Raw genomic sequence first — 9,223 nt, 5'->3', positions numbered from 1 at the left:
TCTCGTCGGCCGGGGCCAGCGCGATGGAGGACAGGACACGGTCGACGAGCTCAGCCGTGACGCCGGTCTGGGCCGGCACGACCGGACGCAGGGCGGCTGCCAGGGTGGGGCCCGCCGGCGCTGGCGCTCGCGGGTCGAGGAGGGTGTCGAGGGTGCCTGGGTCGAGGACGGAGCCGTCGGCGCTGATCCAGGCGTCCAGGAGCCCGCTGGCCTCCAGCGCCGCTTCCAGATGTGCTCGCTCGGTCGCGGACAGTTCCTCGGCGAAGTCCACCAACTGGCAGAAAGGCGCACCACTCCCGGCAGTGCGGTCTGCGGCGCGGTGGGGAGGGACCGGCGGCTCCGGGTCGGTCCGCTGCTCCCAGGCCTGCCGCTGCTGCTCCAGATCCTTGTACGAGACAGTCAGCTGATTGACCGCCAGCGCGGCATGGTCCCGCTGGTCGGACAGCATCTGGCCGTACGGGTCGAGGACGAGGTGAGCGGCTTGTCCGGCTTCCGTGTCGATCTCCGCGGGAAGCGTTCGGTCCGCGAAGGGCGCGTCCGGTGCGGTCTCGCAGACGATCACGTCCAGAACGGAGTCGAGAGCCGGGCAGCCGGGGGCGAGCGCCGAGATGACGCGCTCAGTCCACTCGGTGACCTCGCGTGCGTAGCCGACGCTGGTGGCAACCACCTGCGTGCGGGCCTGTTCCAGTCGGCCCGCGACTTCCTCCATCTCCGTCTCCAGCCTCTCCCGTTCGGCATCCGCAAGCGAGGCTTCCGCCAGTGCTTCGCGGGCGTGCGCAGAGAGCCGTTGCACCTCCTTGACCGAGCGAGAGCGGCTCTTGGCCACCGACTGGCCACCCTCCAACTGCGCACGCCATGCGTCCAGGGCCCGCGCGGTGGCTGCCGTGTCGGCAGCGATGACGCGTTGGTGCCGTACGGTCTGCGTTTCGCCGTCGGGGTCCGGCACCTCGACGCTCTGCGAACCGGCGATGTCGGTGCAGCGAGGGGAGACGGCCTCGCCGAGGTGGCCCGTGGGCAGGCCGGCTCTCTCGGCCTCCGGCATCAGTTCCCGGTGATCGGTGGCGAGTTCCGCGAGACGCTCCGCCATCCGGCCGACGTCGTCGGACAGCCGTCCGGCCGCGCCCTGCTCGGCACCGTGCGCGGTCAGCACGGTGGTGTGCGTGGCCGCAGCCGCCGTGTACAGGGCCGCCACAGTGTCACGGCGCTCTGACAGTTCCTGCACGCTGCGGTAGCCGTCACTCGCGTGCAGTGCGGAGAGTTCAGCTTGTGCGCCTTCTTGATCCTCCTTCACAGCGGTCAACCGTGCGTCGGCTTCGGCTTCGCGTCCCCTGAGGTCGCTGGTCTTCTTCGCCGCGTCTCCGGTCCTGCGCCGCCACTCCGTGAGGACGTCCAGCTCGTGACTCACACCTGCTGAAGCCCTGCGCAGGACCCCGGTCAGGTAACCGCGGTAGCCGGTGAGGAAGGCGCCCAGCGCCGCGTCGGTCCTTTCCAGCCGGCCCAGTTCATCGCGGACGGCGTCCAGGTCGTGGAGGTTGCGTGCGACCTTCTCCACGACCTCTTCGTCCAGTCCGGGCAGCGTTTCGCTCAGGAGCGAGACCAGCCCACCGGATTCGATGCGGTCCCCGACGGTGGGTCTGCGCAGACGGTGGAGGAGTTGCGTGAGGTTGCGGAAGCGTGTCGTATCGGTGATCCCGAACAGCTCGCGGGCGACGCGGGCCCGGTGTTCGACAGCGCGCTCCGTGACGTTGGCGGCGCCGATCGACTCTTTGAGCTTGTCGACCGGCAGCGGTTTGCCCGCCTCCACCAGATGAAGATCCTCACCTACTCGGAGCGGGGTCACGAAGAATACCGGGACGGCCTTCTTCGTCGATTTCGAGGCTCGAATGGCGGCGCCGATGGTGAGATACCGGTCGCTTCCGTCGGCTGCCGACAGGTGGAATTCCACCCAGAGGTACCCCAGACGATTGGTCTGCTCGAAGCCGTCCAGCATCAACCACACGAGCGTGGTCCGGCCGGTACCCGTGGCGTCGAGAGCCCGCGCATCACCGTCGAGCAGATACGGCAGCAACATCTCCAGGGCTTTGGACTTGCCCGCGCCGTTCTTACCGCGCAACAGCAGCCTGCCGTCGCCGAACGCGAACTCCTGCTCGTCGTACTGCCACACGTTGCGGATGCCTGCCCGGTGCAGCCGGAACCGGGGGGCAGTGGGCGTGGCGGCACGCTGCATGGGCACAGGAGCGCTGAACTCAGTGGTCATAGGGGCAGCTCCTGTTGTCCGTCGGCCTCGGGGGTTGAACCTGGAGAGGTTCGTACGGTGACATGCGTGGCGTATCTGGCCGCGCCAGCGAGCAGTATCAGGCCGCTGGCGCTGGCGCTGGCGCTGCCGCTGCCGCGGGCACCGGCGACGTCGGTAACGGCGCGGCCTTCGGGAACGGCCTCGTCGTACCCCTCGGGCAAGCCCTGACCTGCGGAGCGGAGCGAACCGTCGCGTGCCACGAGGCGCATCCGGATCAGCAGGTCCACTACTGATGCCCGAAGCGCCGGCGGATCATCGACCAACGCGCGCTTCCAGTTGCTGCGGTGCCCATACGCCGCCACGAGTTCCGCGAGGACTTCTTCCACCAGCCCGTCCGGGATCGCCACACCGACGACGAGCCGGCCTCCTGTCGCGGGATGACCCGCGTCTTCTGGACGCAGCTGCTCCACCAAGCGCTCCAGGAGAAGGAGCGCCGCTTGCGCGAGTGTTCCGCTGCCGGGCAGGTGCAGGTCTGACAACTCGTCTTCGGGATCCACCAGCGCTGCGCCTTCCGCTCGGATCTCGGTCTCCAGGCCCAGGAGCTCGGAGAACGCCTGGGCTTCGCGGCGTTGCCGGGTGCGGAGCCAGTCGCGCTCGGCGTCGGTCAGCTCGTCAAGGTAGACGACCGGCGTCTCCACCAGCATCCGGCGCACATATGTACGGGCTCCACCGAACCCGGGATCCGCTGCCCGGCGCACAAGATCGGTACCATTCCTGCTCTGCGCGAGCGGCCCGGACACCACAGCGCGCGCGATCTCCCGGTCCACTGAGATCAGAGCCTCGCCGCTGTCGTCCTGCTCGACCGCAGTCACACTTCCCTCGGTTTCGGTCAGGACGCCCCAGTCGACCAGCTGCCGCAGCGCAGCCGCCAGCGTCCGTTTCTGCGCTGTCCGGCCGGTGTCTTCCCATTCCACGCCGGCATCGGCCGCTGCGGCTTTGATATCGGCGACCAGTTGCGAGAGGAGAAGCTGCTCGGGTGCTGTCACCAGCACGGACAGGGCCAGGGCCAGGCACGCGTAGGTGCGCGGTGTGAATGCTGTCCCGCTGGAGCGCTCCAGCCGGTGCCCCGCACCGGCGCCCAGGCCCGCCTTGAACAGCCGCGCGTAGGAGGTATCGACCAGGAGCCGATAGCCGAGAACCTGCTGGAACCGTTTGGTGAGCCAGTCGGCGTGCCGACGGATCAGCGGAAACAGGTCGGCGTGTGGACCGTCCGAGGTCAGCAGCGGGTGGGCGAGCAGCAGCCGGCCCGCGCTCCGGCGCTCTGCGGCCAGCGCTACATCGTGGGCCGAAGGGAGCGTCACGAGGCGCTCACCCGCGCCTCGCTGCCCGGGGCCCGGCCGGCAATGCCCTCGACGGTGAGTTCCAGTTCATCCAGCGTCAGCTCGCCGTCGACCGAGTGCAGTACGGTCTCAACTCCTGGGATGCGCCGGACCATGAGGCGGACGCCGAGTTCCGCATCCTCGCTGTACGCGGCGTCCAGGGTGAAGCCGCGCTCCTGCTCCGGCGTCCAGGTCTCGGCACGGTGAAGCTGCGCGTTGCCCAAGGCCGTGGCCAGCAACTCCAGCAGCAGCGACAGCGCGGCCGACGTGAGCCGTATGTGCTCGAAGCGACCGGAGGAACTGCGCAGCTCGTCCGCAGCGGCCCGTCTGGCATCCGCCTGCTGGCGCGCTGCCCGCTGAAGACGCTGCTTCTGCTCGGAGTGGTCCTCCACCGCGGACGCCCGGCCGCGCTGGGCGCGATTGCCCCGCTCGCGCAGTGCCACCGGAACCTCGACCACCGGACCGGTCCACCAACTGGTGTATGCGGGCACCACCTCATCCGTGGCCGGCGGGATGCCCACATGCCGGGCGCCGTACAACCCGAAGGCCGCGACGGCAATGTCGTGGGCGTCTTCCGGAGCGGCCTCGTCGAACCACCGTGCGAGACGCAGCAGGTCCTTGCGCCGAGACATCTCCCCGGATGCCGAGCGCAGCATACGCTTGGCGTTGGCGAGCAGCGATTGCAACGCACGCAGGGTGGCATCACGCAGCTGATCAACCTGGCTTCCACGCCCCTCCACGTCGGTGAACCAGCCGCGCAGTCCCTCCCAGTCCGCCGGCTCGCGGCCCCGGCTCCGCTGCACCTTCGTAGCCAACTGGCCATCTGCGCCGAGCGGAACTCCCGAGAGCCCGCGGGTGTGGGAGTCGAGACGTTGCAGAAGGGCGGGTAGGTGGGGCCACAGTCTGTCGAGGACTGCTGCGATCCGGGGCGCCCGGAAGGACACGTCCTCCGTGATCGCCTCGACATAGTCGAGCAGTAGCTCCTTGAAGCCCTGGTACTCGGCGCTGTCGAGGTCGTACCGTGCGAGTACTTGTCCGAGGTAGGCGTAGAAGTCCCGGATGGAGTCCGCGAACTCCGTGAACTGCACGAAGATCGTGCTGACGCGTTCCAGCGCTTCCTGCGGCTCTGCACCGCCCGGTTTCCGGATCAGCTCGTCAAGTTCACGCAGCCCGCGCTCCACGAGCGCCAGCAACTCACTGCTCACCTCGCGAGCGGCATCCGCCCCGGCGAGTACGTCGTCAGCGTCCCGTTGGATGCGTTCGCCCAGTTTGGACAGCTGGTAGCGAGAACGGGCGCGCTGGTACTCGGTGATGCTCGACGCCTTCACCGTGTGCGTACTGGGAAGCAGATTCCCCCACTTCGCCAGCTGGTCCAGCCGGGTTGTCAGCGTCTCCGCGTCCAGCCGCGCCGCCGGCCCGCTGGAGCCGCTGAGTTTGTCCAGGACATCAGGTACGGCCAGATCTGCCAGCAAGGTCCCGCAGAAGACCCGCATGATCGCGACATGCTCCAGCCGCTCCGGCGCACTCAGATAGGCATACGCGGTCAGCCGCTGCCATGTTCCGTCGCGTTCGCCCTCTGAGGTGGGCTCTTGTGGCGATTCCTCCATGAACACGAGGCTACGCAGGACCACTGACAACGGGAGGCGGTTTCGGCTCTTCGTGCTCGCTCGACTCAACGACATCCGCTGCACGTTGGTTCGGAGTCGTTGAGGTAGGTCAGGAGCCTTACTGGGCAAACGTTGCCGGATGCGGCTAGTCGACCAGCCGCTCCTCCAAGCGGACGGTCACGATGTCTCCCGTCTCCTTGCCGATCGCCTTGCGCACATCGGCCTTCACCGGCAGCTTGTGCGTACCGTCCCCCAGGGCCATGAACGAACTCTGGAAAGGGTGACCGTCGACGGTGCCCCGCACCTTTACCAGGCCCCGGGTCCCGAAGAACTCTGCCGAGTCAGGCCAGACCACAAAGGTCCAGCCGCCCTTATTCGGGCTCTTCTGCAGCGTTGCGGTGAATTGCTTGTTCATCGTGGACGCCCTCACAGCTCAGGGGTTTCGACGAGGATGAGGCTATTGCCGTCCGGGTCACGCAGAGCGAACATCGGCGGCGCCACGTCTGCCATCCGCAAGACCTCCGGATCCGCATCGACGCCGAGTGCACGCAAGCTCGCATGGTCGGCGTCGGCGTCCCGGGTCGTGAGGCGGATACCGGCCGGTATGCCCGTGGGAACGAGCGCGATGGTGGTAGCCGCCCCGGGCGGTGCCACCTCGATCCAGCGTCCGTCTCCGAACGGTACGTCCCGGCGAACTTCGAACCCGAGTTTGCCGACGTAGAAGTCGAGCGCCCTCTCCTGGTCGGTGACGTGAATCGCCACCGTGCCCACCTCGGTGATGTGGGTGGTCTCGTCCATTTTCATCCTCCACTTCTCCGGTGTTCTTCAGTGAGGACTCCGGGAAGCGGCAAAACTCATCGCTGTGTATCCGGAGGTCTATGCCCGGGGCCGGCCCCGGGGACGGGTCGGCCATGGCGGGAATCGTCATAGTCGTGTCCTTGCCGCCATCTCGCGGGGCGGTGACGAAGGGCCGGTGACAGACCATCGCATCGTCTTCGTTGTCGTTCCGGACTTCCAGATCCTCGATCTGACCGGGCCGCATGAGGTGTTCTCGCAGGTCGGTCGGCATGGGACCGGCGGGCCTCGTTATCTGATCGACACCGTGGCGGCAGCCGCGGGACCGGTCAGGCCGCGGTGACCCCGGCCGACGTCCAGACGTCGCCGTCCCGGACGGAAATGGGATCGGGTCCGACCGTCACCCCGGAAAGCCGGTTCTTCTCGTCCAGCAGCTGCTCCAGGGGCGCTGACAGACCGTACTCCGCGCTCAGCGCCTCCAGCGTCTCCTTGGTGCTGATGCCGATATAGCGCTCGTGCTGCTCCCAGGTGAAGTCCGCGACCCCGTGCGCGGCCAGCAGCCGGCGGCCCGCCTCGTAGTAGTTGGGCTCGCTGTCCACCAGCGTGCCGTCCAGGTCGAAGATCACAGCGGGGAGGGTCATGGCCCCCAGGATGCCAAGCCCGCGATCACGGCGCGGGATCCGCGGCGCTCCGGTCCACCGCCGCGGCGCTCCTGCCCACCGCCTCGGCGCTCCGACCCACCGCCTCGACGAGCGGCAGTACGCGGTGCGGCACGCGCTCGCGCAGCGCCACCTCCGTCCGGGTGCGGACCACGCCCGGGGTGCGGATCAGCCGCTGGATGACGTCCTCCAGATGCGCGTTGCCCCGCGCCACGACCCGGGTCAGCAGGTCGCCGCCGCCGGTGACCGAGACCGCCTCGATGATCTCGGGTACGGCGGCCAGGGCCTCACCGACATCGTCCAGGTGACCCTGGGTCACCTCGATGTGGACGAACGCCAGCACCGGGTGGCCGAGAGCGGCGGGTGACAACCGGGGCCCGAACCCGGTGATCACCCCGTCGCGCTCCAGCCGGTCGATCCGGGCCTGGAGCGTCCCGCGGGCCACCCCCAGCACGCGTGCGTACTCGCGGACGCTGGTGCGGGGCTGCTCCAGCATCAGCCGCAGGATGCGGGCGTCCAGCGCGTCGACGGCCATGGGCCACTGGTCTCCTTCTGGTCGGTCGGCAGAGTCCTTCACTGTACCAATGGCCCACTTGCTGCTGCCTCATTTGAGCCATTGCCCTCATTGATGCTTTCCTTGGCCTGACGATGGCGTTGCGGTCCTCCGCAACGCCATCGTCATGTCTGCCGATCGACCGACGCTGAGCAAGGGGCGGAACCACCCACGTGAAGAGGATGTTCATCGCTCCGGACCCGGGGCACGCGCGGCTGCGCAGCGCGTCCCGCGCGGTCCTGGGCATCACGCTCGCCGTCGCCTCGGCCCTGCTGGCCGGACTGCCGATGCCCGCCGTCGCGGGCGGTGGGCTCGCCGCGCTGCTGGCGCTCTTCGTCGTGGGTGACGCCCGGGTCGGGCAGCAAGCGGTCACCACCGCGCTCATGCCCGTCGTCGGGCTCCCGGTGCTGGCTGTCGCCGCGTGGCTGCACGCGTCCCCCTACGCCCGCGACGCGGTCTTCCTCGCGGTCGTCTTCGCCGGCGTCTACGCCCGCCGCTGGGGGCCGCGCGGGCACGCGCTCGGCGTGTTCGCGTTCATGATGTTCTTCGTCTCCCAGTTCCTGCACGCCGTTCCGGCGCTGCTGCCCGAGCTGTGCGGGGCCATCGGCCTGGGCTTGGCCTCCGCCGCGCTCGTCCGCTTCGGCGTGTGGTGCTATGAGCGCCGCGCCGCGCCCCCTGCCGTCGTCGCGCTGCCGCAGGCGCGCGGACTGCGCAGGACGACCACCCGGCAGGCTTTCCAGGCCGCCGCGGCGGCCGGCTGCGCCCTCGGGCTCGGCCAGGCGCTGTCCGAGGACCGCTGGTACTGGGCGGTCGGTACCGCCTGGTGGATCTTCGTCAACACCGCTCACCGGGGAGAGACGCTGGTCCGCGGCTTCCGCCGGGTGCTGGGCACCGTGACCGGTATCGCCGCGGGACTCGCGCTGGCGCTGCCGCTGCACGGCGCGGGGGCGCCGACCGGCCTGCTCGTCGGGATCTGTGTCTTCGGGATCTTCTACACCGCGCCCGTCTCGTACAGCTGGATGATGTTCTTCGTGACCGTCATGGCGGGCTCGCTGTACGGCCTGCTGGGCATCCTCCACCCCGGTCTGCTGTGGCTGCGGCTGGAGGAGACCGCGGTGGGCGCGCTCGGCGCGGTGCTCGCCGTGGTCGTCGTTCTGCCGATCAGCACCCACTCGGCCACCGACGCCTGGATCCAGCGCGCGCTGCACGGCGTACGCGACTTCACCACCCAGGCCGCCCACCACCTGGCCGGCGGCCCCGGCGAGGACCTCGCGCACCGCGCGGCCGAACTCGACCTCGTACTCGGCCGGGTCAGGACCACGGTCGCCCCGCTCGTCCATCCGTTCAGCCCGCTGCGGGCCCGCAGAGCGCGGGCCCGGCAGGTCCTGGCGCTGCTCGACGAATGCGCGGACCGGGTACGCGGCCTCGCCGCCGTGGTGGCCGACCCGGACGCGGGCCACGACGAACGGCTGCTCGCGGCCTGCCGCCGCGTCGAGGAGGCCGTCCACCGGCTCGTGGCGCCCGGCGCGCCGCATGTCCCGGCGCCGCTGACGGTCGTCGCCGCGGCCGGGGTCCACCCGCACGCGGAGCACGCCCTGGCGCACTTGCACGGGCTGGAGACGGCGCTCGCGGATCTGGTCGCACCCCTCCGCGCGACTCCGCGCGCCCCTTTGGCCGCCTGAACTGCGGCATGGACATCCGGCCCAGGTCTGAGGCGCCTGCATCACGCACATAGGCGATGGATCAACCGGATCGACGGGTAGGACCCTCGGCATCGGATTTCCGCGGGTCGCAGCGGGATGCGGTCCGGGACCCGGACAGCTTGGGGGTGCGCGGAGTGCTGAACTTTCTGCGACGGACCGAGGTCATGGCGCATCACGGGCGGACGCACGGGCCGGAGACGGCCGGCGGGCGCCCGGAAGGACACCCGCGGCAGGACCCGGAACACCCGCGGCATGGCGCGGACGGACGGGCCCCGGAGGGGCAGGATTCGG

The 9,223-nt window shown here is 69.6% G+C and carries 9 protein-coding genes; 2 read left to right on the top strand and 7 right to left on the bottom strand.

The features are described from left to right. The 5 genes from QMK24_RS15835 to QMK24_RS15815 all read right to left on the bottom strand — a co-directional run. Positions 1 to 2,257, bottom strand: a 2,257-nt coding sequence (locus QMK24_RS15835) for a TIGR02680 family protein (protein WP_283466575.1), incomplete at its 3' end; no start/stop codon positions are given. After that, a complete protein-coding gene (locus QMK24_RS15830) occupies positions 2,254 to 3,597 on the bottom strand; it encodes a TIGR02678 family protein (protein ID WP_283466574.1) in 1,344 nt (447 codons plus the stop codon). The genes QMK24_RS15835 and QMK24_RS15830, both read right to left, overlap by 4 nt. Continuing rightward, positions 3,594 to 5,222 (bottom strand): TIGR02677 family protein, encoded by a 1,629-nt coding sequence (locus tag QMK24_RS15825; protein WP_283466573.1) that lies wholly within the window; start codon positions 5,220 to 5,222, stop codon positions 3,594 to 3,596. The genes QMK24_RS15830 and QMK24_RS15825 overlap by 4 nt, the downstream gene beginning before the upstream one ends. Before the next feature lie 145 nt (positions 5,223 to 5,367). Beyond that, positions 5,368 to 5,637 carry a DUF1905 domain-containing protein gene (locus QMK24_RS15820; RefSeq protein ID WP_283466572.1) on the bottom strand — a complete coding sequence of 90 codons (270 nt, stop codon included), beginning with the start codon at positions 5,635 to 5,637 and terminating at the stop codon, positions 5,368 to 5,370. Between the two features lie 11 nt (positions 5,638 to 5,648). Then, on the bottom strand, positions 5,649 to 6,020 hold the full coding sequence (locus QMK24_RS15815; RefSeq protein WP_283466571.1) for a VOC family protein: 372 nt from the start codon (positions 6,018 to 6,020) through the stop codon (positions 5,649 to 5,651). Between the two features lie 175 nt (positions 6,021 to 6,195). Here QMK24_RS15815 and QMK24_RS15810 point away from each other — a divergent pair, with 175 nt between their 5' ends. Continuing rightward, positions 6,196 to 6,360, top strand: a complete 165-nt coding sequence (locus QMK24_RS15810) for a hypothetical protein (RefSeq protein ID WP_283466569.1) — start codon at positions 6,196 to 6,198, stop codon at positions 6,358 to 6,360. On the opposite strand, the gene QMK24_RS15805 is transcribed toward QMK24_RS15810, so the two are convergent. Both QMK24_RS15805 and QMK24_RS15800 read right to left on the bottom strand, forming a co-directional pair. Next, a complete protein-coding gene (locus tag QMK24_RS15805; RefSeq protein WP_349307865.1) occupies positions 6,347 to 6,658 on the bottom strand; it encodes an HAD family hydrolase in 312 nt (103 codons plus the stop codon). The two genes, QMK24_RS15810 and QMK24_RS15805, sit on opposite strands and share 14 nt — an antisense overlap. A 25-nt stretch (positions 6,659 to 6,683) precedes the next feature. Next, positions 6,684 to 7,211, bottom strand: a complete 528-nt coding sequence (locus QMK24_RS15800) for an Lrp/AsnC family transcriptional regulator (protein WP_283466567.1) — start codon at positions 7,209 to 7,211, stop codon at positions 6,684 to 6,686. Between the two features lie 200 nt (positions 7,212 to 7,411). Here QMK24_RS15800 and QMK24_RS15795 point away from each other — a divergent pair, with 200 nt between their 5' ends. Beyond that, positions 7,412 to 8,911 carry an FUSC family protein gene (locus QMK24_RS15795; protein WP_283466653.1) on the top strand — a complete coding sequence of 500 codons (1,500 nt, stop codon included), beginning with the start codon at positions 7,412 to 7,414 and terminating at the stop codon, positions 8,909 to 8,911. Positions 8,912 to 9,223 lie beyond the last annotated feature (312 nt).

It is taken from the genome of Streptomyces sp. PH10-H1 (assembly GCF_030063355.1).
In the GTDB taxonomy this organism is placed as follows: domain Bacteria; phylum Actinomycetota; class Actinomycetes; order Streptomycetales; family Streptomycetaceae; genus Actinacidiphila.
The sequence above is the reverse complement of the archived record's forward strand: the minus strand, read 5'-3'. Positions and strand labels throughout refer to the sequence as shown.

Excerpts from the sequence above, each read along its gene's own strand:
- QMK24_RS15800 (WP_283466567.1), bottom strand. The coding sequence starts at position 7,211 with ATGGCCGTCGACGCGCTGGACGCCCGCATCCTGCGGCTGATGCTGGAG.
- QMK24_RS15795 (WP_283466653.1), top strand. The coding sequence starts at position 7,412 with ATGTTCATCGCTCCGGACCCGGGGCACGCGCGGCTGCGCAGCGCGTCC.
- QMK24_RS15815 (WP_283466571.1), bottom strand. The coding sequence starts at position 6,020 with ATGGACGAGACCACCCACATCACCGAGGTGGGCACGGTGGCGATTCAC.
- QMK24_RS15820 (WP_283466572.1), bottom strand. The coding sequence starts at position 5,637 with ATGAACAAGCAATTCACCGCAACGCTGCAGAAGAGCCCGAATAAGGGC.
- QMK24_RS15825 (WP_283466573.1), bottom strand. The coding sequence starts at position 5,222 with ATGGAGGAATCGCCACAAGAGCCCACCTCAGAGGGCGAACGCGACGGA.
- QMK24_RS15805 (WP_349307865.1), bottom strand. The coding sequence starts at position 6,658 with ATGACCCTCCCCGCTGTGATCTTCGACCTGGACGGCACGCTGGTGGAC.